We start from the raw sequence: 25,828 nt of genomic DNA on the forward strand, positions 1-25,828 counted from the left end.
CGGAAGGCAATGGGCTAGGGTCATGGCCGGCAACGAGCAAATGGACCAGGATGCGATTGCCGCCCAATGGGAGGCGTCGCTCGATTCGGAGGATCCCGCGGAGGCCGCGAAGGCTGCCGCCGAGAACGAATTGTCGGAGACCATGGCCCTGCAATGGGCGGCCATGGTCGAGGACGGCAGCCGCGATCTCGGAAGCGGCAAGAACTCCGGCGAGCGGGTGCTGTCGCAGGAGGAGATCGACAACCTCCTCGGCTTCACCGTCGGCGACGTCACGCTCGACGACCATTCTGGCATTCGCGCCATCATCGATTCGGCGATGGTCTCCTACGAGCGTCTGCCGATGCTCGAAATCGTCTTCGACCGCCTGGTGCGGCTGATGACGACAAGCTTGCGCAATTTCACCTCCGACAACGTCGAAGTCTCGCTCGACCGCATCACCTCGGTGCGTTTCGGCGACTACATGAACTCGATCCCGCTGCCCGCCGTCCTCACCGTCTTCAAGGCCGAGGAGTGGGAAAACTTCGGGATGGCGACGGTCGATTCCAACCTGATCTATTCGATGATCGACGTGCTGCTCGGCGGCCGCCGCGGCACCAGCCAGCTGCGCATCGAGGGCCGGCCCTACACCACGATCGAGACCGAATTGGTCAAGCGGCTGGTCGAGGTGGTGCTGGCCGACGCCGAGCAGGCGTTCCGGCCGCTGTCGCCGGTGACCTTCTCGATCGACCGGCTCGAGACCAATCCGCGTTTCGCCGCGATCAGCCGTCCCGCCAATGCCGCGATCCTGGTGCGCCTGCGCATCGACATGGAAGACCGTGGCGGCAACATCGAGCTGCTGCTGCCTTATGCGACCATCGAGCCGATCCGGGGCGTCCTGCTCCAGATGTTCATGGGCGAAAAGTTCGGCCGCGACCCGGTCTGGGAAGGCCATTTTGCCACCGAGATCGTGCAGGCCGAGATCGCCGTCGATGCCGTGCTCTACGAGGCGGACATCCCGCTCAAGCAGCTGATGCGGCTCAAGGTGGGCGACACGCTGCCGCTGGACATGCGCGCCGACGCCAACGTCACCGTGCGCTGCGGCGACGTCACGTTGACCGAGGGGCGGATGGGCCGGGTCGGCGACCGCGTCGCGATTCGCGTGACGAAACCCTTGCGCAAGCCAAGTACGACACTTGCGATGTTCGAGAAGGTGGACGAGCAGAACAAGATGATGGAGGCCCCATGAACCACTCCCTGGGAATGGCGATCGAGACGCTGGTGGCTATCCTGCTGATGCTGACGATCGTCTACTGCGTCATGCTCAACAAGCGGCTGACGCGGCTGAAGGCGGACGAGCATTCGCTGAAGGCGGTGATCGGCGAGCTGATCACTGCGACCGAGATCGCCGAGCGCGCGATCGGCGGGCTGAAGCTCGCCGTGCGCGACGTCAACGAGAATCTCGGCAGCCAGCTCGCCGCGGCGACGCAGATGTCGGACCAGCTCTACAAGCAGCTCGGCGAGGCCGACAACGTGGTGCGGCGGCTCTCCAAGATCGCGATCGCCGCGCGCCCGATGACCAGTCCGGAAACGGTTGCCGCGCCCGCGGCCAAGCCATCGACGGCGAAGGCGGTTGCGGCGGCAGCCGAAGCCTTCTCCGAGCGCCGACGATCCAACGGGCTTGCCGCATGAAGTCCTTGCCGCATGAAGTCAGAGTATGAAGTCCTTTCGTAACATCCGCGTCATCCCGGTCGTGCTGGTTGCCGTTGCGGGCCTCGCCACGCTGAAAGTCGCGGGCCTCGCGATGAATGGCGGCTATGTGTTCGACTACAGGCCGAACCAGGCCAAGAAATCCTGGGCGGAGGAGAATCTGAACTTCCCGACCGGCCGCGAGGACCCGGAGATCATCACCGGCTCGACCCATGGCGCGCCGAAGGAACCGCCCAAGCCCGCCGCGCCCGAGACCAAGATGGAAGGCGGCACAGTCGTCAAGATCGACGAAGCCCAGCCGCAGGTCTCGGCCTCCGAGCGCGCGATCCTCGAGCGGTTGCAGGCGCGCCGCCAGGAGATCGAAGCCCGCCAGCGCGAGATCGACATCCGTGAGAGCCTGCTCAAATCGGCCGAGAAGCGCATCGAGAACAAGGTCGAGGAGATGAAGGCGGTGGAGACCCGCATCTCCGCGACGCAGGCCGAGCAGAAAGCCGCCGAAGCCCAGCGCATGAAGGGCCTCGTCACCATGTACGAGGGCATGAAGCCCAAGGACGCCGCGCGGGTGTTCGACCGGCTGGAGATGGGCGTGCTGATCGAGATCGCTTCGGCCATCGCGCCGCGAAAGATGTCGGACATCATGGGCGTGATGTCGCCGGAGGCGGCCGAGAAGCTGACGGTCGAGATGGCCCGCCGGGCCAATGGCGGCGGAGATCAATCGGCCTCGACGGGAGATCTGCCCAAGATCGACGGCAGGCCGACGCAAAAGCCGAATTGAGGGCGCATACTTAAGAAGTCCTTAATTGGCAAAACCTTAAAGTCGAGGGCAGGGGCCGGCAGCAATGCCGGCGCGTGGACCGTCGAACCGGAAGACATGCCGCAAATGGCGCGAGAGGCTGCCGATGGATTGTGGTCGCGAGCCCGCGCTTTGGCGCCGGGGCTGTCGCGTCATGTCCGAAAAGCTGGCGTGCTGGCGGTCTGCCTGCTGATCGGCCTCGGTGCGCCTGCCCGGGCGGCCGATCCTGTCAGGGGCGAGGCGACCTTTTCGGCCGGCGGCGGCTTTGCCCGGCTCGTCATCAAGCTCGGTGAGGATATTCCCTCCGAGGTGACGACTGCGGGCTCCATTCTCATCATCCGCTTCGACCGGCCCGTCGACGTCCCCGTCGACCGGGTTCCGGAAGGCGCGCCCGATTACGTCAACTCCGCGCGCCGCGATCCTGATGGCGGCGCCATCCGCCTGTCGCTGGCGCGGCGCGTCACCGTCAACACCATGAACGCCGGCGAGCGCACCTTCGTCGATCTGTTGCCCGAGGGCTGGAAGGGACCGCCGCCGAGCCTTCCCATGGACGTGGTCAAGGAGCTCGCCGAGCGCGCGCGCGCGGCCGAGCGCGCGCTGCGCGCCCAGCGCGCCGCAGCCGAGGCCAAGAAGCGCCCGCAGATCCGCGTGCGCGCCTCGGTGCAGCCGACCTTCGTGCGTTTCGTATTCGAGATGCCCGACGGCGTTGGCGTCTCCTCCGTCCTGAACGAGCAGAAGCTCACGCTCGCCTTCAACGCCAACCTCAATTTCGATCTTGCCGACGCGGTCGTGGCGGCGCCGCCGAACGTCGCCTCGATCAAGCAGAAGGGCGACATCGACCAGACCAGCGTCGAGATCGCGCTGGTCGGCGATTCCGACGTGCACTCCTTCCGCGACGAGAAGAACTACGTCGTTGACATCGCCTTCCAGCCGGACAGGGGCAAGACGGCGGCGACTCCCGAAGCGGCGATCATGCAGATGAAGCCCGCCGGTCACGCGCCGGCGACCGCGCCGGACAAGCCCGCGGCCGAGAAGCCGAAGGACGCCCATCGCGAGATCACCCCGCCGACGTCGGAGACGATCGCGCGCGAAGCCAAGATCGACGTCAAGCCCGAGGTGAAGCCGGAAGCTCCCGCCGCGATGCCGCCCGCCGAAGCGCCGAAACCGGCGCCCGCGACCGAGGCTGCGCACGCTCCGGAAGCGCCCAAGGATCTCGCGAAGGAACCCGCGAAGGAAGCTGCGAAGCCGGCGCCCGTTGTCGAAGCCGCTCCCGCCAGGCCCGCAGCTGCCGAGGCGCCGAAAGAGGCGCCGAAAGAGGCGGCGAAGGAGCCGGTCAAGGAAGCCGCGAAGGCCGCGCCGCAGTCCCCTGTCGCCAGCGTCGATGCGCGCCGCGACAGCGACGGCTTGCGCGTGACGTTCCCAATTCCCGTTGCAACGCCCGCGGCGGCGTTCCGCCGCGGCGACACGGTCTGGCTGGTGTTCGACACGCCGAAGCCGATCGATGTCGAGGCGATCCGCAGCAGGGGCGGCGCGATGATCGGCGAGGTTGGTCGCGTGCCGCTGGACATGGGGCAGGCGGTGCGTATCCGTCTCACCCGCCCGCTGGTCTACTCGCTGGCGAGCGAAGAGGTCGGCAAGGAGACTAACTGGCTCTTGACGCTGGCCGACAAGATCCAGACGACGCCGCTGCCGCTGATGATGTCGCGCAACATCACGGATCCTGCGCTCGCCAATATCGCGATCCCCTTCGCCAATCCAGGCGTGCTGCACAAGCTCACCGATCCCGACGCCGGCGACACGCTCTATGTCGTTACCGCGCAGCGGCCGGTGCGCGGCTTCATCAAGCGGCAGGATCTCGTCGATCTCTCGCTGCTGGAATCCGCGCACGGCATCGCGGTGCGGCCCAACTCTGACGAGGTCGGCGTCGAGGTGGGCTCCGACAAGGTGATTCTCGGCAAGAAGGGCGGATTGACGCTGTCGCCGGTCGACATCTCGGCCGAACGGGCGCCGACCGCGGTGCGCCCGGTCTTCAGTCCCGAAGGCTGGCGCAAGGGCCAGTCGGAAAACTTCGTGGCGCGCCAGAACGAGCTGATAACGGCGATCTCCAACGTCGAGCCGGCGCTGCGCTCGCTGCCGCGGCTCGACCTTGCGCAGTTCTACATGTCGCGCGCGATGTATCACGAGGCCAAGGCCGTGACCGAGTTGATGTTGAGCGATCCGCTCAACAAGGAGGAGAGCGGCGCGCTGATCATGCATGCGATCGCCAGCATCCTGATCGGCCGGCCGGCGCAGGGCCTGAAGGACCTCGCCAATCCAGTGATCGGCAACAGCCACGACTCCCAGCTCTGGAAGGCGCTCGCCTATGCGCGCCAGGGCAAATGGGCGGACGCGCGCGAGAAGTTCAAGAACGTCGAATTCGCCATCGCCTCGTTGCCGCTCGACATCCAGCGCATCGTGACGATGGACGCGATGCGCGCCTCGCTCGAGGTCAAGGACTATGCCGGCGCCTCCAAGCGCCGCAGCGAGCTCGAGGTGGTCGGCGTCCCGCCCGATGCGGCGCCCGGCTTCGCCGTGCTGCGCGGCCGGCTCGCCGAGGCACTCGGCCACGACAAGGACGCGCTCGACGATTACAAGCTCGCGATCGCATCGGCCGATCGGCCGGCTGCGGCCGAGGCCAAGCAGCTCGAGATCGCGCTGCGGCAGAGGCGCGACGAGATCGGCAAGGAAGACGCGCTGCGCGAACTCGAAACGCTTTCGATGACCTGGCGCGGCGACGCGATCGAGGTCAAGACGCTGCAGATGCTGTCGCGGCTGTATGCCGAGAACGGACGCTACCGCGACGCGCTCACGGCCGCGCGTACCGCGACGAGGCTCCAGCCGAACGCCGAAGCCTCGCGCCAGGCGCAGGATCTCGCCTCCGAGCTGTTCACACAGATTTTCCTGGGACCGAAGGGTGACGAGCTGCCGCCGGTCGAGGCGCTCGGGATGTTCTACGAGTTCCGCGAGCTGACGCCGATCGGCCGCCGCGGCGACGAATTGATCCGCCGGCTCGCCGACCGTCTCGCCTCGATCGATCTGCTCGACCAGGCCGCCGAGCTGCTGCAATACCAGGTCGATCACCGCCTCGAAGGCGCCGCGCGCGCCCAGGTCGCGGCGCGCCTTTCCATGATATATCTCGCCAACCGCAGGCCCGACATGGCGATCACCGCGCTGCGCGCGAGCCGCATCAGCGATCTTTCCGGCGAGCTCAGGCAGCAGCGCCTGCTGCTGGAAGCGCGCGCGCAGAGCGACGTCGGCCGTCACGATCTCGCGCTCGACATCGTCTCCAACGTCACCGGGCGCGAAGTGCTCCGCCTGCGCTCCGACATCTTCTGGGCGGCCCGGCGCTGGCGCGAGTCCGCCGAGCAGATCGAGCTCTATTACGGCGAGCGCTTCCGCGACTTCAAGCCGCTCAACACGGTGGAGAAGAGTGACATCATTCGCGCCGCCGTCGGCTATGCGCTCGCCGACGATTCGATCGGCCTGTCGCGCTTTCGCGAGAAATACGCGCCGCTGATGAGCGAAAGCGCCGACCGTCTCGCCTTCGACATCGCAAGCAAGCCGGCCGCGGCCTCCAGCGCTGAATTCGCCGAGATCGCCAAGCTCGCCGCCAGCGTCGATACGCTCGATGGCTTCCTGCGCGAGATGAAGCAGCGCTTCCCCGACGCCACCGCCCGCGCGCCTGGCTCGCCGCAGGCCAAGGACGAGAGCGACCACACCGGTTCGCTACCGACGATCCCGGTGGTACGGCAGATCAAGATGACGCGGTAGGCGTTCTGCTGCCGCGAGAAGCGCGTGCTCCGGACGGCGCCGCATCCTCCGTCATTTGCGAGCACAGCGACTTGTCCGCCGAAGCCTTGGCGAAGGCGGAAGCAATCCAGAAGCTTTCCGTTGAGGCAGTCTGGATTGCTTCGTCGCGAGAGCTCCTCGCAATGACGGGGAGGGGGCGGCTACTCGCGAGAGGGGAGAGGATGCGCCGGCCAGCGGCGCTGTCCCTCGCCCGCCTCATCCTCCATAGCTCTGCACCAAGCTCCCCGCCACCAGCGACCAGCCGTCGACCAGGACGAAGAAGATCAGCTTGAAGGGCAGCGAGATCGTTGCGGGGGGCAGCATCATCATGCCCATCGACATCAGCACCGAGGCGACGACGAGATCGATGATCAGGAAGGGCAGGAACAACAGGAAGCCGATCTCGAAGGCGCGCTTCAGCTCGGAGATCATGAAGGCGGGGACGAGGATGCGAAGGGCGAGATCGTCGGGCGTGGCGGGTGGCGGCTCGCCCGAGAGGTCCAGGAACAGCTTGAGGTCCTTCTCGCGCACGTTCTTCTGCATGAAGCCGCGCAAGGGCACCGAGGCGCGCTGAAGCGCGTCCTCGACGCCGATCTGGTTGGCGACGAGCGGGCGGATGCCGTCGTCGTAGGATTTCTGCAGCACCGGCCCCATCACGAAGAAGGTGAGGAACATCGCGAGCGCGATGATCACCGAGTTGGGCGGCGCGGTCGCCGTGCCCAGCGCTGTGCGCAGCAGCGACAGCACGACCACGATGCGCGTGAACGACGTCATCATGATCAGGATCGACGGCGCGATCGACAGCACGGTGAGCAGCGCGATGAGCTGGATCGCCCGCTCGGTGACGCCGCCACCGCCGGCGCCGCCGCCGAGATTGATGCTGATGTCCTGCGCATGCGCAAGGCCCGCGAGCGAGGCCGCACCGAACAGGACAGAAAGGAAAAGAACTCTACGCGGGAGGGACGGCAGCCTCACGAAGATGGCTTCGGACGGCCGAGCAGCGAGGCCATCTCGTCTTCGAGATTTTCAAAGCTGGTCTTTTCCGCCACCGGCTTCGGAGGCGGAGCCGGTGGCGCCGCCGGCTCGCTGCGTGCCGCCCGCGGGGGAGCGGCCGGCGGCTCCGGCGCGACGGGAGGCGCGACCGTTTCGCCGGCGGGGCGGCGCAGCGCGGCCTCGAGCCGCTGGGCCATTTCGGCGAGGTTCTGCTCGGCGTTCGACGGGCTCGCGGCCGGCGCCGGTACGGGCGGCGCCTGAGGCACGGGCGGAGGCGGCGGCGCAGGGGCGCGCTCGGCACGCGCGGGCGGCATCTTCATCGGCTCGCTCTGGCGCGGCGGACGCGGCATCAGGGGCGGCTCGCTGCGCGGGGCGCGCGGCGGCAGCGGCTCGGGCCGCGGTTCGCGTTCGGGGCGGGGCGGGATCGGCTCGGGCGGAAAGCCGCCCATCGGCGGTTCGCTGCGGCGCTCGGCCAGCGCGGGGGCGGGCCGGCGCATCTCCTCGGCGAAGGACGGGCGCGCGGGCCGCGGCGGCGGCTCGGGCATTTGCGGCTCGGGATGATCGAGCAGTTCGGGCCGCGGCGCTTCGTCGGCCCAGCCACCGGAATCGGGCATGGGGGCAAGGCGCGGCGGTTCGGCGGCATTGGGACGCTGGGGGATCTGGTCGCGGCCATGGGCGGCGCGAACGATGTTGGGCTCGACGACGATGTCGGTGGGGCCGCCGATCATCAGAAGGTGCTCGACATTGTCACGCCGGACCAGCACCAGGCGGCGCCGGCCGTCGACCGCGGCGGCGTCGATCACGGCGAGCCGGGGCATCCTGCCGCGCTGGGTGTTGGCGCCGAGCCGGCTGCTGGCGAATCGGCGAACCAGCCAAGCAGCGACACCGATCAACGCCAGAACGACGATGAACGCGACGATGAAGGTGATAGGGCTGCCTTGCATACTTGTCCCCGACAAATGGCGCTTTTTTCGTGCCCGCGGCCGGATGTGCCGACCACCGGCCTACGATGCCCCAAACTGCGATTTCTTAACGTCCCACGGCAAGTTTTGCCGTCCCCAACTCTTAATAACCCATGAATCGCTCGATCCAAAACGACTTCTTGGCCTGTGCACGCACCGCCAAACGGTTGGGTTAATGCCACTTTTGGAGGCGTAGAATCACGGGTCGCAAGATCATGTCCCACGCGGGGACATGTCTCGGGAACGTCCTTAACCAGCCGTTAACCATACACGCGGCAAATTCTGCCTAGCTGCGGACCTTGGAGGTCCGCAAGAGGCGGAAGGAGCCGCGACGATGTCCATCAACGACCTTCCGGTGCTCTCGGCGCTTCGCACCAAGATGCAGTGGCACCAGGAGCGCCAGCGCGTCCTGTCCGAGAACGTCTCCAATTCCGACACGCCCAAATTCCGGCCGCGCGACCTGGTCGAGCCGAAGCTCGACAAGACCGGCGCGGTCACCGGCTCGATGGGCCCCCTGGCGCTCGCCCGCACCACCGGTTCCCACATGACGCCATCTGGTGCGGCTTCCGCCTTCGACCAGAACAAGAATGTGGGTTTCGAGACCCGCCCCGCGGGCAACGCCGTCGTCCTCGAGGAAGAGATGATGAAGGCCGCCAACAACCAGATGGACTACGCGGCGGCGACCTCGCTCTATTCGAAGAGCCTGCATCTGCTCAAGACCGCGATCGGCAAGGCCTAGGCCATGATCCGGAAACAGAACAGCTAGAGGCGCATCATGGCCAATGACAGCAGCGACTTCACCCGATCGATGGCGATCGCGACCTCCGGCCTGCGGGCGCAAGCCGGCCGCATGCGGGTGATCTCGGAAAACATCGCGAACGCGGATTCGACCGCGCAGACCCCGGGCGGCGATCCCTACCGCCGCAAGGTTCCGACCTTCTCCTCCGCGCTCGACCGCACGCTCGAGGCGCAGGTCGTCACGCTCGGCAGGATCAAGCCCGACCAGTCGAACTTCCGCGTCAAATACGAGCCGAGCAATCCGGTCGCGGATGCCAGCGGCAACGTCAAATATCCCAACGTGAACTCGGTGGTCGAGATGACCGACATGCGCGACGCGCAGCGGTCCTACGAGGCCAATCTCAACATCATCAGTGCGACGCGCCGGATGATCCAGCGCACCCTCGACATCCTCAAGAGCTGAACAGGACAATTGAGCCATGGCATCACCGACAGTCGCCGCCAACGCTTATGCCAACCTCGCCCGCGTGCTGGAGAACAGCGGCGCTGGTGCCGGTAAGGGCACCGAGGCCAGCGGGCAATCCTTTGCTTCGATGCTGAAGGACGCCGTCGGCAGCGTCATGGAGTCCGGCCGCAAGTCGGATGCGCAGACGGTCGCGATGGCCTCCGGCAAGGCCAACGTGATGGACGTGGTGACCGCGGTCGCCGACACCGACGTCGCGGTGTCCACGCTGGTCTCGGTCCGCGACCGCGTGATCGCGGCGTATGAAGACATCATGAAGATGCCGATCTAATCACCGCTGTCATTCCGGGGCGCGACGAAGTCGCGAGCCCGGAATCCATGGTTCGACCAACGCTGACGCTCAATGGATTCCGGGTTCTCGCTTCGCGAGCCCCGGAATGACCACAAACAATTCAGAGTGAGAATTTCCACATGACCGGCCCCGAGACTCTCGACGTCGCGCGCGATGCGATCTGGACCATCGTGATCGTGTCCTCGCCCCTGATGGTCGTCGGTCTGGTGGTCGGCGTCATCGTGTCGCTGTTCCAGGCGCTGACGCAGATCCAGGAGCAGACGCTGATCTACGTGCCCAAGATCCTGGCCATCTTTGCCACGATGCTATTGGCGCTGCCGTTCATGGCCGACGCCCTCCACGCCCACATGCTGCGGATCTCGTCGCGAATCATCGGCGGCTGAGGCAAGATGCGTCAATTATGCGCATCGACGTCTCGCTGCTGCCGGCGCTCGCCGCTTCCTTCATGCTCGTCTTCGCCCGGGTCGGCGCGATGGTGATGCTGCTGCCCGGCCTCGGCGAGACCAATATTCCGACGCGGATCAAGCTGTCGATCGCGCTGCTGCTCACGCTGGTCATCCTGCCGTTGCATCGCAACGCCTACCAGGTCGACATGGGCTCGCTGGCGCCGCTCCTGGTCCTAATGCTGCACGAGATCGCGATCGGCATCGTGCTGGGCGCGACCGCCCGCGTGACGCTCTCGGCCCTGCAGGTCGCCGGCTCCGTCATCGCGCAGCAGATGGGACTCGGCTTCGTCACCTCGGTCGATCCGACGCAGGGGCAGCAGGGCGTGCTGGTCGGCAACTTCCTGACCATGCTGGGCGTGACGCTGCTGTTCGCCACCGACAGCCACCATCTGGTGATCGCCGCACTGAACGACAGCTACAAGATCTTCTCGCCGGGCGAGACCGTCTCGAGCGGCGACGTCGCCTCGCTGGCGACGCGGGCCTTCGCCGCCGCATTCAGTCTGGGCCTGCAGCTCTCCGGACCGTTCCTGGTGTTCGGCCTCGTCTTCAATATTGGGCTAGGCATCCTGGCGCGGCTGATGCCGCAGATGCAGGTGTATTTCGTCGGCGTGCCGCTCTCGATCTTTGCTGGCTTCCTGGTGCTCGCCGTAGTGCTCACGGCGATGATGGGCACGTATCTGGATTACTTCATCGGTGTCATGCACCAATTGATGCCGCTCAAGTGACGGGGATCATCGGTGGCTGAAGACAACGATCCCGAAAGTCAAACAGAAGACCCCACACAAAAGCGTCTCGATGACGCTCTCGAACGCGGCGACGTCGCCAAGAGCCAGGAGATCAACACCTGGTTCATGATGGCAGGCGGCACGCTCGTCGTCTCGACCTTCGCCGGCTCGGTCGGCAGCGGGCTGCTGACGCCGATGCGCAATTTGCTCGCCAATTCCTGGATGATCAAGACGGACGGCAAGGCCCTGCTTGCACTGATGCAGCAGATCGAAATCGCCATTCTCGCGGCGATCGGCGTGCCTCTCTTGATGCTGATGCTGGCGGCCGTCGCCGGCAACATGCTCCAGCACCGCCTGGTGTGGTCGGCCGAATCCCTGAAACCGAAATTCAACAAGATATCGCCCGGCGCCGGCTTCAAGCGCATCTTCGGCAAGCAGGCAGCGGCCAATTTCCTCAAGGGCGTCGGCAAGCTGGTTCTGCTCGCCGTGGTCATGACCATGATCCTGTGGCCGGAGCGGCACCGCATGGAGGCGATGGTCAGGCTCGATCCGTCCGCCATGCTGGGCGCCACCACCAGCATGACCATCCATCTGCTCGGCGCCGTGGTCGCGGCGCTCGCGATCGTTGCCATCGCCGACTATTTCTTCCAGTACCGCAGCTGGTTCCAGCGCCAGAAGATGTCGCTGCAGGAGATCAAGGAAGAGTACAAGCAGTCCGAAGGCGACCCGCACATCAAGGGCAAGATCAGGCAACTCCGGCAGCAGCGCGCCAAGAAGCGCATGATGGCGGCGGTTCCCAAGGCCTCGGTGATCATCACCAACCCGACCCACTACTCGGTGGCGCTGTCCTACGAGCGGGGCATGACGGCTCCGATCTGCGTCGCCAAGGGCGTCGACAACCTCGCCTTCAAGATCCGGGAGATCGCGCGCGAGCACGACATCCCGATCGTGGAGAACGTGCCGCTCGCCCGCGCGCTCTACGCCACCGTCGAGATCGACCAGGAAATCCCGACCGAGCACTATCATGCGGTCGCCGAGGTGATCGGCTACGTCATGCGGCTGAAGCGCGGATTCAGCGCGGGGCGGGGATAAAACACCAGAAAAATACCGGAAATGGCCGTAATCTGGGAATCAGCGTACGTTTCGCCTCTGCTGCCCTTGCACCTCAGGGTCCGATTCAGGCAGGGAGGACCCCACGCGCCCCGTGGCGCGTTGATTCTCTGCCGACAGGCCGCGCCAGCTTGAGATGACAGCCGAGACCGACCACGACCTCCCACGCGAGCCCGTTGCGGCGCACGAGCCGTCGCCGCGCTCGGGCAGCATTGCGCTGGTGCTGCTAGTGGCCGCCGGCCTCGTCGCCGTCGCCGTCGGGCTGATGACGCTGGGGCGCGCGCAGGCGCAGCCCTATATTCTCGGCATCCTCGCCGTGCTGGCCATGGTCGGCCTGTTCAACCTGTTCGCCTTCGCCGCCGGCATCATCCGCTTCGCCGACCGCAGTCTCGATGATCCCGTCGTGGGGCGGATCGCCGATCATGGATTCGACGGGCTCGCGGTCACCGATGCCCGCGGCCACGTGGTCTATTCCAATGCAGCCTACCTGACCTTGACCGGCGCCTCCGGCCCGCAGGACGTGCGCCCGGTGGAACGCGTCTTCATCGGCAACCCCGATGTCTCCGAAGCCGTGTTCCGGCTGCTGAAAGCCGCGCGCGAAGGCAAGCGTCAGCAGGAAGAGGTGCGCATCTCCGGCCAGGACGGCAGCCAGGGCCGCTGGCTGCGCATGCGGGTGCGCCCGCTCGGGACGGGCAGGCGCGAGTCGAAATACGCGGTGTGGTCGATCGCCGACATCACCCGCGACCGCGAGCGTCAGGAGGATGTGTTCCAGGAGCTCCAGCATGCGATCGAATATCTCGATCACGCGCCGTGCGGCTTCTTCTCGGTCAATCCGGCCGGCGAGCTCGCTTATGTCAACGCGACGCTGGCGAACTGGCTCGACTACGATCTCGCCGAGATCGGCTCCGGCGGCCTGAAGCTGACCGACATCGTTTCCGGCGACGGCGCCTCGCTGCTGACCTCGATCGTGGCGGTGCCGGGCGAGGTGAAGACCGAGGTCTTCGACATCGATCTGCGCATCCGCAGCGGCAAGACCATGCCCGTGCGGCTCTATCACAAGCTCGCCTTCGGCGCCGACGGCGCGCCCGGCCCCTCGCGCACGCTCGTGATCAGCCGCGCCCGCGACGAGCGCAGCGATCCCGACCGCGCCGCCGAAGTGCGCTTCATGCGCTTCTTCGACCACACGCCGATGGCGATCGCGACCGTCGATCGCGGCGGCAACGTGGTGCGCGCCAACGCTCGCTATGCCAAGCTCGGACAGGCCCTCGGACTCGACAGCGCTTCCAAGTCGATCTTCCGCGCGGTCAATTCTCGCGACCGGCACCTGCTGATCGCGGCCATCAACCAGGCCGCCGAAGGCCGGGCCGACATTGCTCCCGTCGAGGTGGCGCTGGAGGGGACCAAGGAGCGCTGGGGCCAGTTCTTCGTCACGCCGGTCGACGCGGCCGAGAACGAGGCCGAAGCCGCCATCGTGCACATGCTTGAGACCACCGAGCGGCGCGCGCTGGAGAACCAGATCAACCAGTCGCAGAAGATGGAGACCGTCGGCCAGCTCGCCGGCGGTATCGCCCACGACTTCAACAACGTGCTGTCCGCCATCATGATGGCGAACGACTTCCTGCTGAACGCCCACAAGCCGACCGACCCGTCGTTCCAGGACATCATGCAGATCAAGCAGAACGCGACGCGCGCTGCGACGCTGGTCCGGCAGCTGCTGGCGTTCTCGCGGCGCCAGACGTTGCGGCCGCAGGTGCTCGATCTCGGCGATGCCTTGAGCGATCTAGCCATGCTGCTGCGCCGCCTGATCGGCGAGAAGGTCAAGCACGAGACCATCCACGGCCGCGATCTCTGGCCGGTCAAGGTCGACGTCTCCCAGTTCGAGCAGGTGATCGTCAATCTCGCGGTCAACGCCCGCGACGCCATGCCCGACGGCGGCAAGCTGATCATCCGCACCGCCAACGTCACCACCGAGGAAGCGGCCAAGCTCGCCTACAAGGGCATGCCGGCCGCGGATTATGTGCGCATCGAGGTCTCCGACACCGGCACCGGGATTCCCGCCGATATCCGCGACAAGATCTTCGAGCCGTTCTTCTCGACCAAGGAAGTGGGCAAAGGCACCGGCCTTGGCCTTTCGACGGTCTACGGCATTGTCAAGCAGACCGGCGGTTTCATCTACGTGGACTCCGAGCCGGGGCAGGGCACTTCGTTCCAGATCTTCCTGCCGCGCCACCATGCCGAGCCCGACGTGCAGGTCGAGCAGCCGGCGGCTGCGGCCGGCGCGACCAACGGTGTTGCGAAGGAAGCCGCTTCCGTCGAGGCCAAGCCGCGGACCGATCTGACGGGGCAGGGCACCATCCTGCTGGTCGAGGACGAAGAGGGTCTGCGCGCGCTGAACGCACGCGGCCTGCGCTCGCGCGGCTACACCGTGGTCGAAGCCGAGAACGGCGTCGAGGCCATGGAAGTGCTGGAGGAGCAGAGCGGCGGAATCGATCTCGTCGTCTCCGACGTCGTCATGCCCGAGATGGATGGCCCGACGCTCTTGAAGGCGATGCGGGAGAAGAATCCCGACATCAAGTTCATCTTCGTCTCCGGCTATGCAGAGGATGCCTTCGAGAAGAGCCTGCCCGAAGGCCAGCAGTTCGATTTCCTGCCGAAACCGTTCACGCTCAGCCAGCTCGTGGCGGCGGTGAAGGAGACGATGACGAAGCAGGGGTGAGGGAGCGCTCTCGCCCCGTTCTCCGTCATTGCGAGGAGCGCTTGCGACGAAGCAATCCAGGCTGTCTCCGTGGAGGCAGTCTGGATTGCTTTGCTATGCTCGCAATGACGGGGAAAGAGCGGAAAAACCGCCGGTAACCGGTGGCCACGGTTCCCTCGCGCATCCGGCCAAACCCCCGCCAAATATGGGCTTTTGCCACATCCCCGCGACTGAGGGCCGCAGCCATAGGTCCCGAAACCGGCTTCACTTTTCGGGAAGTCTGCCCATCTTAGGAGCACGTCCCCATGCCGGGGATTTGGGAAACGCACATGAAGCTCTCGCTACGCTCCCGCAATCTCTTCAAGACGATGGCCGTCGTGCTGGCGCTTGCGCTGCCGACTGCGCTGGCGATCTCGTCCGCCGATGCGCGCGTCGGCGGAGGCGGCTCGTCGGGTTCACGCGGCTCGCGCACCTATTCGGCTCCGCCCCCGACCACGACGGCGCCCGGCTCGGCCTCGCAATTCAATCGCACCTACACCCAGCCGGGCGCAGGGATGAACTCGGCTGCTGCCGCGCCCGCGCGTGGCGGCATGTTCGGCAAGGCTGGCGGCTTCATGGGCGGCCTTGCGGCCGGCTTCCTGGGTGCCGGCCTGCTCGGCATGCTGTTCGGCGGCGGCCTGTTCGGCGGCCTCGGCGGCCTGTCCTCGATCCTGGGCCTGATCATCCAGATCGTGCTCGTGGTGCTGGTGGTGCGGCTGGCAATGTCCTGGTGGCAGCGCCGTCACACGCCGCAGCCGGCTTACGCCAATGCCGACGCCGGTGCAGCTCCCGGACCGCAGCCGAACCAGCGCAGCGGCCTCGGCGGCTTCGGCTTCGGCGCCAATGCCAATAACGCGCCGCTCGAGATCAAGCCTGACGATTACGAGTCGTTCGAGCGTCTGCTCGGCGAGATCCAGGCCGCCTGGTCGAACGAGGACGTGGCCAAGTTGCACACGCTCGCGACGCCGGAGATGGTCTCCTATTTCGAGCAGGACCTCGCCCAGAACCGCACGCGCAACGTCGTCAACAAGGTGACCGACGTCAAGCTTCTGCAGGGCGACCTCGCCGAAGCCTGGCGCGAAGGCGAGACCGACTACGCCACGGTGGCGCTGCGCTTTGCGCTCACCGACAAGACGCTGGACCGCAACAGCGGCACGGTCGTCGCCGGCAGCGAGCAGCCGGGCGAAGTCACCGAGGTCTGGACGTTTGCCCGGCGGCCCGGCAGCGGCTGGGAATTGTCGGCGATCCAGCAGACCAACTGATCGCTCTCGGAATGAGAAACCAAGGCGCCGTGCTTCCGCACGGCGCCTTTTTCTTTGGGGCCTCTTGTATTGCCGCATCGGGAATAAGCAGGCCCGCCTCGGGTTGACATGAAGCGGCCAACGACAAAACACAACGGGAGGACAACATGATCCGCATCGACAGAACCGTGACGATTTCGGGCCTTGCGCTGGCCAAGGCCGTATTTGTAACCGCCTTGCTGGCGGCGCCATCCGCGCAGGCGCAGTCGGCCGACATGACGTTCTTCGTGACCTCCAGCGGCCCGGGCAAGGGCGCCGATCTCGGCGGCCTCGAGGGAGCCGACGCGCAATGCCAGAAGCTTGCCCAGGCCGGCGGCGCCGGATCGAAGACCTGGCGCGCCTATCTCTCGACGCAGGCCGCCGACGGCAAGCCGGCCGTCAATGCCAAGGACCGCATCGGCAAGGGACCGTGGCAGAACGCCAAGGGCACGGTGATCGCCAAGGACGTTGCCGAACTGCACGGCGCGGCCAACAACCTCACCAAGCAGACGGCGCTCAGCGAGAAGGGAGAGGTCATCAACGGCGCCGGCGATACGCCGAACCGGCACGACATTCTGACGGGAACGCAACCCGACGGCACCGCGTTCGCCGCCGGTGACGACAAGACCTGCAAGAACTGGACGTCGAGCACGCAAGGCGCCGCGGTCGTCGGCCATGCCGATCGGCGAGGTCTGCGCGACGACGAACCGTCGAAGTCCTGGAACAGCTCGCATCCCTCGCGCGGTCCCGAGGGCGGCTGCTCGCAGGCCGATCTGAAGAGCACCGGCGGCGACGGGCTGCTCTATTGTTTTGCCGCGAATTGAATAAAGGCGCGAAGCTCTTTCCGCTCGTGCGAAGCGACGAAGCAATCCAGAGTCTTTCCCCAGAGGCAGTCTGGATTGCTTCGCTTGCGCTCGCAATGACGAGCGGGTTGCGCGAACGCTCCGTCTCACTCTGACGGAACCCCGAGCCGCATGCTACATTGGTCCGTACGCGTTCACGTTCACGGACCTCTCTCATGAAATACGAGCTCTACTATTGGCCCGAGATCCAGGGCCGCGGTGAATATGTGCGGCTGGCGCTGGAGGAAGCGGGGACCGCTTACGTCGACGTCGCGCGCGGACCGCGCGGCACGGCTGCGATGATGAAGATGATGGACGCGAAGGGTACGCCCCCCTTTGCGCCGCCGTTCCTGAAAGCGGGCAAGCTCGTCATAGGCCAGACCGCCAATGTCCTGCTCTATCTCGGCGCTCGCCACGGGCTTGCGCCCAAGACGGAAGCCGGCCGGCTCTGGGTGCACCAGCTTCAGCTCACCATCAGCGACCTCGTGGTCGAGATCCACGACACGCATCATCCGCTCGGGCCCTCGCTCTATTACGAAGACCAGAAGCCGCCGGCGAAGAAGCGCACCGCCGATTTCTGGAGCGAGCGCGTGCCGAAATATCTCGGCTATTTCGAGCAGCTTCTCGACGAGAATGGCGGCGCCTATGTCACCGGCCGCAGGCTGACCTATGTCGATCTGTCTCTGTTCCAGATCGTCGCGGGGCTGCGCTATGCCTTCCCCAAGCGCATGACGGCGTTCGAGGCGGACATTCCGGGCCTCGTCAGCCTGCACGATCGGGTCGCCGCGCGGCCGAACATCAAGGCCTATCTCGAAAGCCGACGCCGCATTCCCTTCAACGAGCAGGGCATCTTCCGCCGCTATCGCGAGCTGGATGGTTAGCCGAAGGTCGGTGCAGCGTTCCGGCATACCATGTGCGGACGCGCGAACGGCCCGATCGACCGGATCGGGCGCTTCAGCTTCGGCAGGCCTGATCAGGCGAGCTGATCGATCCGCGTGCCCTGACCCGGCGGCAGCGGCGCAGGCGGCTGCGGCTTGAAGGTCGGATTCTCGTCCTTGACCTTGGTCTGATCGTCCTGCTGCCTGGTCGTGTCGTAGTTCGGAACCACGATCGCGATCGGCGGCGGCGCTACGGTAGAAACCTTCATCCGCAAATCCTCACACATGGAAACAATTCAGCCTGCGCCGTGAGGAGCGAAAATTCCTTCAAGGCAATCGCTAAAATGCGAGGGATTTGGCGCGGCAAGACGGGTCATCTCCCGCACGTGCCGTTCACGCGAGACACGACGACATCGCTCCTCGTCATTGCGCGGATGCGACGAAGCAATCCAGTCCCTCCGCGGAGACAACTGGATTGCTTCGCTTCGCTCGCAATGACGGTGCATGTGGCAGGCAGCGTCGCGCCACACGTGCACCGTGTCGGCAGCAAGTGTGGAGGAAAAGAACCCGCCTATTCGTCCTTGCCGCGCGTGATGGCGATCGACGCGTCCTTCTTGGTGCGGGTGCATTCCATGTTGAGCCGCCGATAACGCATGCTGACCTTGTCGCCGCGCAGCAGCCCCATCCGCTTCAGGCAGCGTGTCGCGCCCGTCGTGGTGTCGTCCTTGGTCACGGTGAAGACGATCGCCGCCATCGACCCGACCAGCGCATAGAACTCCGGCGCGGGTTTGCGATCGCCCTTGGCATAGAGCTCGATGGAATATTTGTCGCCGCGACAGCCGACCGACAGCTCCTTGGCCGCCGGGTGCGTCAGATAGACCACGTTGGCGGCGCGAAAGTTCACCTTGAGGCGATCGATCTGGGCCGCCAGCTCCTTGACGCTGTCATCGCAGCGGTCGGCGCGCGCGGGCGAGGCGAGGGTCACAAGGCCGGTGATTGCGGCGGCGACCAGGATCGCGCCGCGGACGTTCAGTTTCAATGTCATGATGAAAAGCCCCTTAGCGCGCGCATTCAACCGTCGTCGCGTCCGGAGTGCAAGGGCGGGCGCGGGCCTTTCCACGTGCTGTACCAACGCCTTCCTGAGCCCGAGCCGATCTCCCCTATGCGCGCCGTTCCCTTCCCTTTCCGTTCAAAATGGGCTTAGAACGCTTCTACGCCGAGGCCCCGCCAGGGCTCCAAAACCCCGAGATTCGCCCCATGAACGCTCCGACCGCCTTCCCCGACCAGTCCAAGCCGGTTCCGCCCTACAAGCACACCCCGCTGTTCCCGCTGGGCAAAGACGAGACGCCCTACAAGAAGATCACGGCCGAGGGCGTCCGGGTCGAGAAGGTCCTGGGCAGGGACATGCTGGTGGTGTCGCGCGAGGCGCTGCGGGCGCTGTCGGAGGCGGCCTTCGGCGACATCAATCATTACCTGCGGCCCGGCCATCTGAAGCAGCTCCGCGCCATCCTGGAGGATGGCGAGGCGAGCCCGAACGACAAGTTCGTCGCGCTGGACTTTTTGAAGAACGCCAATATCGCCGCCGGCGGCGTGCTGCCGATGTGCCAGGACACCGGCACTGCGATCATCATGGGCAAGAAGGGCTGCAACGTCATCACCGACGGGGACGACGAGGCTGCGCTGTCGGAAGGCGCGCGCGATGCTTACCTGCGCCGCAATCTGCGCTATTCGCAGGTCGCGCCGCTCTCGATGTACGAGGAGAAAAACACCGCCAACAACATGCCGGCGCAGTGCGAGATCTACGCAGAAGGCGATGACGCCTACAAGTTCATGTTCATGGCAAAGGGCGGCGGCTCCGCCAACAAGAGCTTCCTGTTCCAGGCGACGCCCTCGGTGCTGACCAAGGACCGACTGCTCGCGTTCCTGAAGGAGAAGATCCTGACACTGGGCACCGCTGCATGCCCACCCTATCACCTCGCCATCGTCATCGGCGGCACCTCGGCCGAGCTGTGCATGAAGACGGTGAAGCTCGCTTCCGCGCGCTATCTCGACGCGCTGCCGACACACGGCTCGCCCGACGGCAACGCCTTCCGCGACGTCGAGATGGAGAAGGAAATCCACAAGATGACGCAAAGCCTCGGCGTCGGCGCGCAGTTCGGCGGTAAATATTTCTGCCACGACGTGCGCGTGATCCGCATGCCACGTCACGGCGCATCGCTGCCGATCGGGCTTGGCGTGTCCTGCTCGGCCGACCGTCAGGTGCTCGGCAAGATCACCAAAGACGGCGTCTATCTCGAGGAGCTCGAGCACAACCCGGCACAGTACCTGCCTGAGGTCGAACAGGCGCTCGGCGGCGAGGTCGTCAAGATCGACCTCAATCAGCCGATGAAGGACATCCTGGCGACGTTCTCGAAGCATCCGATCAAGACGCGGGTCTCGATGACGGGCACCATGATCGTGGCGCGCGATTCCGCCCATGCCAAGCTGCGCGAACGGCTGGAGAGGGGCGAGCCGCTGCCGGATTATTTCAAGAACCATCCGGTCTACTATGCCGGCCCCGCCAAGACGCCCGAAGGCTACGCCTCCGGTGCGTTCGGCCCGACCACGGCCGGCCGCATGGACTCTTTCGTCGACCAGTTCCAGGCTGCCGGCGGCTCGATGGTGATGGTGGCCAAAGGCAATCGCGCTCCGGCCGTGCGCGAGGCTTGCAAGAAATATGGCGGCTTCTATCTCGGTTCGATCGGCGGCGCCGCGGCGAACCTTGCCGAGCACTGCATCAAGAAGGTCGAGGTGCTCGAATATCCCGAGCTCGGCATGGAAGCGATCTGGCGCATCGAAGTCGTCGACTTCCCGGCCTTCATCATCGTCGACGACAAGGGCAACGACTTCTTCAAGGAGTTGAATTTGGGTTAGCGCTTCGCTCGCCCATGCTTGGGGCGGGACGACCGGCTTGGGCGCAGCTTGCCTGCGGCGCATCCTTCGAGACGCCCGCCGTTGGCGGGCCCTCAGGATGAGGGCGGAGTACGCGGTCGCGGCCAAGAACACTGACGCAGCTCAGCCTCATCCTGAGGAGACCGCGAAGCGGTCGTCTCGAAGGACGAGGCGCTTGCTCAGCCCTCGCCACGCGTACCTGCAGACCGCTCTGCCGCTGCGGAGCGAGGTAATCGGATGCTTAGCTGCAATTCGTGACCTGGTTCGAGCACAACGCGCGCCACCAGCCGCGGACGCCGTCATGGCTCTCGACGAGTCCCCAATATCCGCTGCAGGCGAGAAGCCGCTTTGGCCCGCCGTCGCTGTCGATCGGGCCGCCGAGCTCGCGCTGGGCGGGCGTCCATTTGGCGTCGACGAAGGGCGCCTGAAACAGCCCACCCGCACGTGCGGAGCCATTGGCATAGCTGGCGCCGACCTTGTTTGCCGCGACCCAACCGCGCCCGGCATAGGGCTTTGGCGCGTTGCGCGGATATCTTTTCTCGTCCTCGTAGTCCTTGCCCGGCGGCTTGGCGCCTTCGATCAGGAACCAGCCATCCCGGAAGCCGATGATGCGGAATTCCGTCAGCCAGCCGCCCTCGGGCGTGTTCTCGGCTCCGCCGAGCTTCAGCCGGTACGGCGGGGGCAGAATGCCGAGCACGTGCGCTTTCACCGAAGGCTCCGCGCGCACGTTGAGGCCGTTCGGATCCTTATCGATGGACCACGCGCCAAGAGCGCAGGGCTCGGTGCCGTCGGGCAGGGTTTTGCGCTTTGCCGCGAGCTCGGCGTGCAGTTTAGCGAAATCTGTCTCGTCGCCGTCAGGGGCCGGCTCGGAGCGCGACTTCAATTCGGCTGAGACCGCGCGGGTTGCATCCGGGGTCAGCGTGACGACGAGACTCTGACGCACAGCGAATACGCTGGCCGGAGTCTTCGGATCGTTCGAGGTTGCGGGATAGACGGCGAGGTAACCCGTCGTGCCTTCTGTTCGATAAGCCGTGCCTCCAACATAACCAGCGGGAACGAAGGCGAGCGCGCTTGCGCGCCACGCCGGTTCGTTGTCGTCCGCAATCGCCGCTTGTGTCGCGACAGAGAGGATCGTTGCCGCGACGAGGCGAAGCCAATGCATGCTCATGCAGCGCGCGGGCGTTACGCCCGCGCGCCCGTGAACGGGAAGCTGCCCATGGGGCCGATGTCCATCTCGCCGCTGATGTTGTCGCCCGAGACGGTACCGGTGAATTCGAGCGTGAGCGGCATCGGGTTGGTGATCGAGACCTTCCAGGAGACGTTGTCGCCGGAGACGGTGCCGTCGAAGATCTCGGCGGTATTACCTTCCGCACCTTGCGTGCCCGTGAGCGTGCCGCCCGCAGCCTTCAGGCTCAACGTCGCCTGGCGCTCGCCCATCGGCGTCGTCATGGTCAGATTCCAGTTGCCGTCCACGGCCATTCCCGTCTCCCGAACAAATCCCGGCGGACCGCGACGATCCGCGGCCAGTCCTGAGGCGAGCCTATAACCCAACTCGGCGCGGCTGCCTAACCCTGCATTGGAGGCATTTAAGCGCGGGCAGCGGCACGCCGGCGGCTGCTGACGATGAGGCGCAGAACGACGTATTGGAGGGCAAAGGCCAGGATCTTGCCACCGCCCGCGACGACCGTGAGATAGAACGCCCACAGCTTCAGATCGCCCGTGGACGCGACCACGATCATGCCGGCGCCGATCACGAACATCAGCGCCGCCCAGGCATAGCCCGCGGCGGTCACATATTCCGGAACCGTCTCGACGACGATCGGCGGCATGTAGCGCAGCATCCAGCCGCGCTTGAGCATGATGAGGCCGATCGCGAAATGCGCGATCGCGGGCTTTGCCAGCATGAAGCGGGCATCGTTGGTGAGCAACGTGATCGCGCCCAGTCCAACGACGAGCGCAAGGCTCGCATAGGTCATGTAGTTGAGCTGCTGCCCCTTGACGCGGGCATAGATCACTTGCGCGAACGCGCCGGCGATCGCCACCGCCGTCGCCAGGACGATATTGTCGGTGATGAGGTAGACGGCCAGGAAGAGGATGGCGGAGAAAAGATCGGAGCCGAGACGGGCAAAGACGTCTTTCATCGTGATCCTGTTCAGCGGGGCGTTGGGCAATGCGCGGGTGGATCTACCATACTTGGTCCAGCGATACTCGGGATATCACTTTGTGAATAGATGGCCCTATTGCGGATGGCGAAAACGGCCGCGAGACCCCAGCCCGGGACGGTACCCGCCAACACCGATGCGGCCGGTCAAGTGCAATCTTTACAATGTCAAAATGATGTAGGCAGCCTGCAAGAGTTCAATCGCAGCGAGCGCTTGCTCGGATGCCTCCTCGGCGATGGCAGCCCAGGGCAGACGAGAGAGAAGCGGCAGCGTGCCGGCGATCAGGATGCCGGCGACGAGCAAGATGCCGCCGTTGAAGATGGGCTGTCCGCCCGGTGGCCGCCGCACCATCTGCGGCGTGAGCGCGGCGCAGGTCAGGACGAGGACGGCGAGGCAATCTGCAGTGATCGAGGGCATGTGAAACTCTTCCGTCATTCCGGGCGAGGCGAAGCGTCGAGCTACGGTGCGCAATTGCGCACCTGAGAATCCATTTCGCTACGCGTAATGCTGCCAATGGATTCCGGGCTCGCGACTTCGTCGCGCCCCGGAATGACAGCTCCTATGCCGCTCCCACCCAATTGCCGTGAAAACCATCGGGCACGCGGTGGCCGAGCTGCACCAGCGCGACGGGGCCCGCCTCGACGTCGGTGGCGCTGAACACGGCGAGGTCGCTGCGGTTCTCCCGCGCGCGCCAGATCACCGCCAGCAGCCAGCCATCGCCCTCAGTCGCATCCTTCGATCGTTCGACGAACACCGGCTCGGAGATGGTGTCGCCGGCCGGCAGCAGATAATGGCCGAGCCGCCGGCCGTAGCCGTCGACATGGACGACCCCGGAGAGCGCGCCGAACATCGCCAGCCGCGGGTTGGCGCAGGCGTACCAGCCGTGACGGTTTCTCAGCCCGGCGCGGCGGTCGTCGATGCGCGGGAATTCGCCGGTGAGATCGTCCAGATAGGTCTGCTGGAAGCGGTCGGTATTGCCTGAGAGGTCGAAGGTCCAGCGGCAATGCCGGGCGCGCGACTTCTCCGGATCGGTTGGACGGCCGTCGGGATGGGGAAACAGCGGCGCCTCCTCGAACTGCATGACGTCGGCGACGATGCGGTTGCCGTCCTCCCACGCATTCATGACGTGGAAGACGTAGCAGGCCTCAGCTCGAAACCAGACGATCTCCTTGGCCGTGCCGTTGCGCTTCATCACGCCGACATAGGCGCCCTTGTCGGGCTCCCAGGCATAGGGCGGCCGTCCGCTCATTGCGCGCTCCATGCTGCCGGTAATCGGGAGGATCGGAAACAGCACGTGGTTTGCGGTGACGATGAAGTCGTGCACCATGCTGGCATAGGGCGCCTCGAACCGCTCGAAGCGCGTCGCCTTGCCGGAGGCATCGATCGAGCCGTAGGAGAGGGCGGGCGTCAGCGGACCCGCCGCGTTGTAGCCGAAGAACACCAGCTCACCGGTCGCGGGGTCGATCTTCGGATGCGCCGTGAAACTGCCGGCGACGCGGCCCTGGTAATCGTGATAGCCGCGGGTTGCCAGCGTGCCCGGCTCGATCTCGGTCGGCAGATGCGCTTCTTCAAGCGCCAGCAGCTTGCCGGCATGGAAGATGATGCTGGTGTTGGCAACGCCGCCATCGGTGAGATCGGCGGGAGCATCCGGCAGCTTGCGGCCGAAGCCGCCGAACAGGGCGCGGCCGGCATCGTGCTCGGCGAGCCATTTCGGCGTGCGGACCCAGCGATTGCGATAGCTGGCGCGGCCGTTCTCGAGATGGAAGGCGTGCAGCATGCCGTCGCCGACGAACCAATGCGCGCCGGGAGATTCGAACTGCGGATTGGGGCCGTTGCGATAGAGCACGCCGTTCAGCTCGCGCGGCAATTCGCCGATGATCTTCAGAAAGGGCGCGTCCGCTTCGAACGGGATCGGCGCGATATTGTTGCGGCGCTCGGTGACGGAGTCGTGCTGCACGGCATATCCTCCCTATCTTTACATCGTAAAGATGAGATAGCGCCGATTGCCGCATCAGTCAAGCGAAATCTTTACACTGTCAATATTGCGTCATATAGCTTGCAAATGAGCAAGACCGACACCAAGAGCGACACCGCGCGAAGCTCGCGCGCCCCCAGAAGAGCGGCCTCGATCGCGGCACCGCGTGCACCACGCCGCGCGGGAAGCGCGAAGACCGAGACGCCGTACCATCACGGCGCCCTGCGCGAGGGGCTGCTCGAGGCCGCCGAACGGGTGCTGGAACGCGATGGGCTCGCCGGTCTCACATTGCGCGCCGTGGCGCGCGAGGCGGGCGTCTCGCATGCCGCCCCCACCCATCACTTCGGCGACCTCACCGGGCTGCTGAGCGAGCTTGCGGCGATCGGCTTCCGCCAGTTCAACGACGCGATGGCTGCCTCGTCCAATGCCGCCTCCACGCCGCTCGAGCATGCGCTGGCGCGCCCGAAAGCCTATGTTGCCTACGCGCAGGCTCATCCCGGCATGTACGGCATCATGTTCCGCACCGAGCGGCTCGATTATTCCAGGCCCTCGCTGCACGAGGCGGCCGAAGCCTCCTTCGCCGGACTTGCGAATGCGGTCGGCATGATGCGGCAGGAGCAGATCAGCGGCGACGCGCTGACGCTGAACCAGGGCGCCGCGATCGCACGGGCCTGGTCCATGGTCCACGGCTTCACCACGCTTCTGCTCGACGGCCGACTGAAGGATATTCTGGAGCGGCTGCCGGAAGGAACCACGGCCGAGCGGCTCCTGGAGGCGATGCTGACCGCGCCCGTTACGGCGAAGCTGCCGAGCTGCTGATCGACGGACCTGCGCAACTCTTGCCGTGATCAGGCGTTGACGCCGCATGGCAAAAACAGCTTGTGCTCCCTGGAAACGCTCGAATCCCCGCAAGCGGGCCGGCAAGTCCTC

At 65.7% G+C, this 25,828-nt stretch carries 25 protein-coding genes; 16 read left to right on the forward strand and 9 right to left on the reverse strand.

The window, feature by feature from the left end:
• Nucleotides 1-22 precede the first annotated feature (22 nt).
• The 4 genes from fliM (at nucleotide 23) to ACFDR6_RS30760 (ending at nucleotide 6,289) form a co-directional block, all read left to right on the forward strand.
• Complete coding sequence (gene fliM / locus ACFDR6_RS30745) at nucleotides 23-1,225, forward strand: flagellar motor switch protein FliM (protein WP_212081759.1); 1,203 nt, start codon at nucleotides 23-25, stop codon at nucleotides 1,223-1,225.
• Nucleotides 1,222-1,668 (forward strand): DUF6468 domain-containing protein, encoded by a 447-nt coding sequence (locus tag ACFDR6_RS30750; protein ID WP_212081757.1) that lies wholly within the window; start codon nucleotides 1,222-1,224, stop codon nucleotides 1,666-1,668. The genes fliM and ACFDR6_RS30750 overlap by 4 nt, the downstream gene beginning before the upstream one ends.
• Nucleotides 1,669-1,693: 25 nt before the next feature.
• Nucleotides 1,694-2,461: a MotE family protein gene (locus ACFDR6_RS30755; protein ID WP_375860669.1), complete on the forward strand. Its 768-nt coding sequence runs from the start codon at nucleotides 1,694-1,696 to the stop codon at nucleotides 2,459-2,461.
• A 105-nt stretch (nucleotides 2,462-2,566) separates the two neighbouring features.
• Nucleotides 2,567-6,289: a tetratricopeptide repeat protein gene (locus ACFDR6_RS30760; protein WP_212081753.1), complete on the forward strand. Its 3,723-nt coding sequence runs from the start codon at nucleotides 2,567-2,569 to the stop codon at nucleotides 6,287-6,289.
• A 234-nt stretch (nucleotides 6,290-6,523) separates the two neighbouring features.
• On the opposite strand, the gene fliP is transcribed toward ACFDR6_RS30760, so the two are convergent.
• Together fliP and ACFDR6_RS30770 are read right to left on the reverse strand one after the other, a co-directional pair.
• Nucleotides 6,524-7,282 carry a flagellar type III secretion system pore protein FliP gene (gene fliP, locus ACFDR6_RS30765; protein ID WP_317243360.1) on the reverse strand — a complete coding sequence of 253 codons (759 nt, stop codon included), beginning with the start codon at nucleotides 7,280-7,282 and terminating at the stop codon, nucleotides 6,524-6,526.
• Nucleotides 7,279-8,244 carry a flagellar biosynthetic protein FliO gene (locus tag ACFDR6_RS30770; RefSeq protein WP_317243361.1) on the reverse strand — a complete coding sequence of 322 codons (966 nt, stop codon included), beginning with the start codon at nucleotides 8,242-8,244 and terminating at the stop codon, nucleotides 7,279-7,281. The genes fliP and ACFDR6_RS30770 overlap by 4 nt, the downstream gene beginning before the upstream one ends.
• Nucleotides 8,245-8,596: 352 nt before the next feature.
• Here ACFDR6_RS30770 and flgB point away from each other — a divergent pair, with 352 nt between their 5' ends.
• The 10 genes from flgB to ACFDR6_RS30820 all read left to right on the forward strand — a co-directional run bounded on the left by flgB (nucleotide 8,597) and on the right by ACFDR6_RS30820 (nucleotide 17,833).
• Entirely contained in the window at nucleotides 8,597-9,001 is a 405-nt protein-coding gene (gene flgB, locus ACFDR6_RS30775) for a flagellar basal body rod protein FlgB (RefSeq protein WP_212081747.1), read from the forward strand.
• Nucleotides 9,002-9,037: 36 nt separating this feature from the next.
• Complete coding sequence (gene flgC / locus ACFDR6_RS30780) at nucleotides 9,038-9,463, forward strand: flagellar basal body rod protein FlgC (protein ID WP_212081745.1); 426 nt, start codon at nucleotides 9,038-9,040, stop codon at nucleotides 9,461-9,463.
• A gap of 16 nt (nucleotides 9,464-9,479) precedes the next feature.
• Nucleotides 9,480-9,794, forward strand: coding sequence for a flagellar hook-basal body complex protein FliE (fliE, locus tag ACFDR6_RS30785; RefSeq protein WP_212081743.1), 315 nt, complete (start codon nucleotides 9,480-9,482; stop codon nucleotides 9,792-9,794).
• Between the two features lie 140 nt (nucleotides 9,795-9,934).
• Nucleotides 9,935-10,198: a flagellar biosynthesis protein FliQ gene (gene fliQ / locus ACFDR6_RS30790; protein ID WP_018321865.1), complete on the forward strand. Its 264-nt coding sequence runs from the start codon at nucleotides 9,935-9,937 to the stop codon at nucleotides 10,196-10,198.
• A gap of 17 nt (nucleotides 10,199-10,215) precedes the next feature.
• Nucleotides 10,216-10,986 (forward strand): flagellar biosynthetic protein FliR, encoded by a 771-nt coding sequence (gene fliR / locus ACFDR6_RS30795; protein WP_212081741.1) that lies wholly within the window; start codon nucleotides 10,216-10,218, stop codon nucleotides 10,984-10,986.
• 12 nt (nucleotides 10,987-10,998) lie between these two features.
• Nucleotides 10,999-12,078, forward strand: a complete 1,080-nt coding sequence (flhB, locus tag ACFDR6_RS30800; protein ID WP_212081739.1) for a flagellar biosynthesis protein FlhB — start codon at nucleotides 10,999-11,001, stop codon at nucleotides 12,076-12,078.
• A 154-nt stretch (nucleotides 12,079-12,232) separates the two neighbouring features.
• Nucleotides 12,233-14,812, forward strand: a complete 2,580-nt coding sequence (gene cckA / locus ACFDR6_RS30805; protein ID WP_375860671.1) for a cell cycle histidine kinase CckA — start codon at nucleotides 12,233-12,235, stop codon at nucleotides 14,810-14,812.
• 284 nt (nucleotides 14,813-15,096) lie between these two features.
• Nucleotides 15,097-16,092, forward strand: coding sequence for a Tim44 domain-containing protein (locus ACFDR6_RS30810; RefSeq protein ID WP_212081735.1), 996 nt, complete (start codon nucleotides 15,097-15,099; stop codon nucleotides 16,090-16,092).
• Nucleotides 16,093-16,238: 146 nt separating this feature from the next.
• The gene (locus tag ACFDR6_RS30815) at nucleotides 16,239-16,934 is read left to right on the forward strand and encodes a lectin (protein WP_212081733.1); all 696 of its coding nucleotides are present in this window, start codon (nucleotides 16,239-16,241) and stop codon (nucleotides 16,932-16,934) included.
• A 194-nt stretch (nucleotides 16,935-17,128) separates the two neighbouring features.
• Nucleotides 17,129-17,833 carry a glutathione S-transferase gene (locus ACFDR6_RS30820; protein ID WP_212081731.1) on the forward strand — a complete coding sequence of 235 codons (705 nt, stop codon included), beginning with the start codon at nucleotides 17,129-17,131 and terminating at the stop codon, nucleotides 17,831-17,833.
• Nucleotides 17,834-17,925: 92 nt separating this feature from the next.
• Here the strand turns inward: ACFDR6_RS30820 and ACFDR6_RS30825 are convergent, their stop codons facing one another.
• Complete coding sequence (locus ACFDR6_RS30825; RefSeq protein WP_212081729.1) at nucleotides 17,926-18,099, reverse strand: hypothetical protein; 174 nt, start codon at nucleotides 18,097-18,099, stop codon at nucleotides 17,926-17,928.
• Between the two features lie 302 nt (nucleotides 18,100-18,401).
• The gene (locus tag ACFDR6_RS30830) at nucleotides 18,402-18,875 is read right to left on the reverse strand and encodes a hypothetical protein (RefSeq protein ID WP_212081727.1); all 474 of its coding nucleotides are present in this window, start codon (nucleotides 18,873-18,875) and stop codon (nucleotides 18,402-18,404) included.
• 212 nt (nucleotides 18,876-19,087) lie between these two features.
• On the opposite strand from ACFDR6_RS30830, the gene ACFDR6_RS30835 reads away from it, so the two are divergent.
• Nucleotides 19,088-20,743: a fumarate hydratase gene (locus tag ACFDR6_RS30835; RefSeq protein WP_375860672.1), complete on the forward strand. Its 1,656-nt coding sequence runs from the start codon at nucleotides 19,088-19,090 to the stop codon at nucleotides 20,741-20,743.
• A gap of 259 nt (nucleotides 20,744-21,002) precedes the next feature.
• Here ACFDR6_RS30835 and ACFDR6_RS30840 read toward each other — a convergent pair whose 3' ends face one another.
• The 5 genes from ACFDR6_RS30840 to ACFDR6_RS30860 form a co-directional block, all read right to left on the reverse strand.
• Nucleotides 21,003-21,923 (reverse strand): SH3 domain-containing protein, encoded by a 921-nt coding sequence (locus ACFDR6_RS30840; protein WP_212081723.1) that lies wholly within the window; start codon nucleotides 21,921-21,923, stop codon nucleotides 21,003-21,005.
• 20 nt (nucleotides 21,924-21,943) lie between these two features.
• Nucleotides 21,944-22,240 carry a hypothetical protein gene (locus ACFDR6_RS30845; RefSeq protein ID WP_375860674.1) on the reverse strand — a complete coding sequence of 99 codons (297 nt, stop codon included), beginning with the start codon at nucleotides 22,238-22,240 and terminating at the stop codon, nucleotides 21,944-21,946.
• Nucleotides 22,241-22,347: 107 nt separating this feature from the next.
• Complete coding sequence (locus tag ACFDR6_RS30850) at nucleotides 22,348-22,902, reverse strand: inner membrane-spanning protein YciB (protein ID WP_212081707.1); 555 nt, start codon at nucleotides 22,900-22,902, stop codon at nucleotides 22,348-22,350.
• A gap of 180 nt (nucleotides 22,903-23,082) precedes the next feature.
• Nucleotides 23,083-23,340: a hypothetical protein gene (locus tag ACFDR6_RS30855; protein WP_375860676.1), complete on the reverse strand. Its 258-nt coding sequence runs from the start codon at nucleotides 23,338-23,340 to the stop codon at nucleotides 23,083-23,085.
• 142 nt (nucleotides 23,341-23,482) lie between these two features.
• A complete protein-coding gene (locus ACFDR6_RS30860) occupies nucleotides 23,483-24,880 on the reverse strand; it encodes a carotenoid oxygenase family protein (protein WP_375860678.1) in 1,398 nt (465 codons plus the stop codon).
• Nucleotides 24,881-24,985: 105 nt separating this feature from the next.
• Between ACFDR6_RS30860 and ACFDR6_RS30865 the strand changes: the two genes are divergently transcribed.
• Nucleotides 24,986-25,717 (forward strand): TetR/AcrR family transcriptional regulator, encoded by a 732-nt coding sequence (locus tag ACFDR6_RS30865; protein ID WP_375860679.1) that lies wholly within the window; start codon nucleotides 24,986-24,988, stop codon nucleotides 25,715-25,717.
• The last annotated feature ends 111 nt before the right edge of the window (nucleotides 25,718-25,828 follow it).

Source organism: Bradyrhizobium tunisiense, assembly GCF_042263385.1.
Taxonomy (GTDB): Bacteria; Pseudomonadota; Alphaproteobacteria; order Rhizobiales; family Xanthobacteraceae; genus Bradyrhizobium; species Bradyrhizobium tunisiense.

What these genes read in the sequence shown, in the direction of transcription:
- ACFDR6_RS30850 (WP_212081707.1), bottom strand. Translation starts at nt 22,902, where the DNA reads ATGAAAGACGTCTTTGCCCGTCTCGGCTCCGATCTTTTCTCCGCCATC.
- ACFDR6_RS30835 (WP_375860672.1), top strand. Translation starts at nt 19,088, where the DNA reads ATGAACGCTCCGACCGCCTTCCCCGACCAGTCCAAGCCGGTTCCGCCC.
- ACFDR6_RS30840 (WP_212081723.1), bottom strand. Translation starts at nt 21,923, where the DNA reads ATGCATTGGCTTCGCCTCGTCGCGGCAACGATCCTCTCTGTCGCGACA.
- cckA (WP_375860671.1), top strand. Translation starts at nt 12,233, where the DNA reads ATGACAGCCGAGACCGACCACGACCTCCCACGCGAGCCCGTTGCGGCG.
- flgB (WP_212081747.1), top strand. Translation starts at nt 8,597, where the DNA reads ATGTCCATCAACGACCTTCCGGTGCTCTCGGCGCTTCGCACCAAGATG.
- fliE (WP_212081743.1), top strand. Translation starts at nt 9,480, where the DNA reads ATGGCATCACCGACAGTCGCCGCCAACGCTTATGCCAACCTCGCCCGC.
- ACFDR6_RS30830 (WP_212081727.1), bottom strand. Translation starts at nt 18,875, where the DNA reads ATGACATTGAAACTGAACGTCCGCGGCGCGATCCTGGTCGCCGCCGCA.
- ACFDR6_RS30855 (WP_375860676.1), bottom strand. Translation starts at nt 23,340, where the DNA reads ATGCCCTCGATCACTGCAGATTGCCTCGCCGTCCTCGTCCTGACCTGC.
- fliM (WP_212081759.1), top strand. Translation starts at nt 23, where the DNA reads ATGGCCGGCAACGAGCAAATGGACCAGGATGCGATTGCCGCCCAATGG.
- ACFDR6_RS30770 (WP_317243361.1), bottom strand. Translation starts at nt 8,244, where the DNA reads ATGCAAGGCAGCCCTATCACCTTCATCGTCGCGTTCATCGTCGTTCTG.
- fliR (WP_212081741.1), top strand. Translation starts at nt 10,216, where the DNA reads ATGCGCATCGACGTCTCGCTGCTGCCGGCGCTCGCCGCTTCCTTCATG.
- ACFDR6_RS30845 (WP_375860674.1), bottom strand. Translation starts at nt 22,240, where the DNA reads ATGGCCGTGGACGGCAACTGGAATCTGACCATGACGACGCCGATGGGC.
- ACFDR6_RS30865 (WP_375860679.1), top strand. Translation starts at nt 24,986, where the DNA reads ATGAGCAAGACCGACACCAAGAGCGACACCGCGCGAAGCTCGCGCGCC.
- ACFDR6_RS30820 (WP_212081731.1), top strand. Translation starts at nt 17,129, where the DNA reads ATGAAATACGAGCTCTACTATTGGCCCGAGATCCAGGGCCGCGGTGAA.
- ACFDR6_RS30825 (WP_212081729.1), bottom strand. Translation starts at nt 18,099, where the DNA reads ATGAAGGTTTCTACCGTAGCGCCGCCGCCGATCGCGATCGTGGTTCCG.
- ACFDR6_RS30810 (WP_212081735.1), top strand. Translation starts at nt 15,097, where the DNA reads ATGCCGGGGATTTGGGAAACGCACATGAAGCTCTCGCTACGCTCCCGC.
- fliQ (WP_018321865.1), top strand. Translation starts at nt 9,935, where the DNA reads ATGACCGGCCCCGAGACTCTCGACGTCGCGCGCGATGCGATCTGGACC.
- ACFDR6_RS30815 (WP_212081733.1), top strand. Translation starts at nt 16,239, where the DNA reads ATGATCCGCATCGACAGAACCGTGACGATTTCGGGCCTTGCGCTGGCC.
- ACFDR6_RS30750 (WP_212081757.1), top strand. Translation starts at nt 1,222, where the DNA reads ATGAACCACTCCCTGGGAATGGCGATCGAGACGCTGGTGGCTATCCTG.
- flgC (WP_212081745.1), top strand. Translation starts at nt 9,038, where the DNA reads ATGGCCAATGACAGCAGCGACTTCACCCGATCGATGGCGATCGCGACC.
- ACFDR6_RS30760 (WP_212081753.1), top strand. Translation starts at nt 2,567, where the DNA reads ATGGCGCGAGAGGCTGCCGATGGATTGTGGTCGCGAGCCCGCGCTTTG.
- ACFDR6_RS30755 (WP_375860669.1), top strand. Translation starts at nt 1,694, where the DNA reads ATGAAGTCCTTTCGTAACATCCGCGTCATCCCGGTCGTGCTGGTTGCC.